Source organism: Streptococcus suis, from assembly GCF_002964045.1.
Taxonomy (GTDB): domain Bacteria; phylum Bacillota; class Bacilli; order Lactobacillales; family Streptococcaceae; genus Streptococcus; species Streptococcus suis_U.
On sequence record NZ_POPB01000277.1, the window covers coordinates 1 to 398 of the forward strand.

Here is a 398-nt window from a genome sequence, read left to right on the forward strand (position 1 = left end):
CCCATTTCATGAGCTTTTTCCAGCATAATATCGGCTAGTAAATCATATTCAAAGTTCGGGTCATGTGGCGGAGTGGCAGGCTCGATGAGAAATCCAGATACAAAACCATGAATATCTAAAACAGATATTGGATTCCATTTGTGGATTTGACGAACGATGGCTTGTGTTTCTGGATTCACTTGGAAACCAGTATCGCGGTTAGGGTCCAAACCATTTACTAGTGAACGCAAGTTTTTAACATCACCATCAGGATTTTCTGTGAAATTGAACAAGAAGATAAATTTATCTAACAAATCTGTCACTTTTAAATGCAGAGTAACAGGATTTCCATCGGCATCTGTAGATGGGAAAGTAATGGTATCTTTTTGTGCAAATTCTTTGAATAGGCTAGTTAGGAG

General features: G+C 38.2%; 1 pseudogene. It reads right to left on the reverse strand.

Annotation, left to right across the window (positions count from 1 at the left end):
• A pseudogene (locus C1E99_RS03675) lies at window positions 1–398 on the reverse strand (zinc carboxypeptidase); the annotation flags it as partial.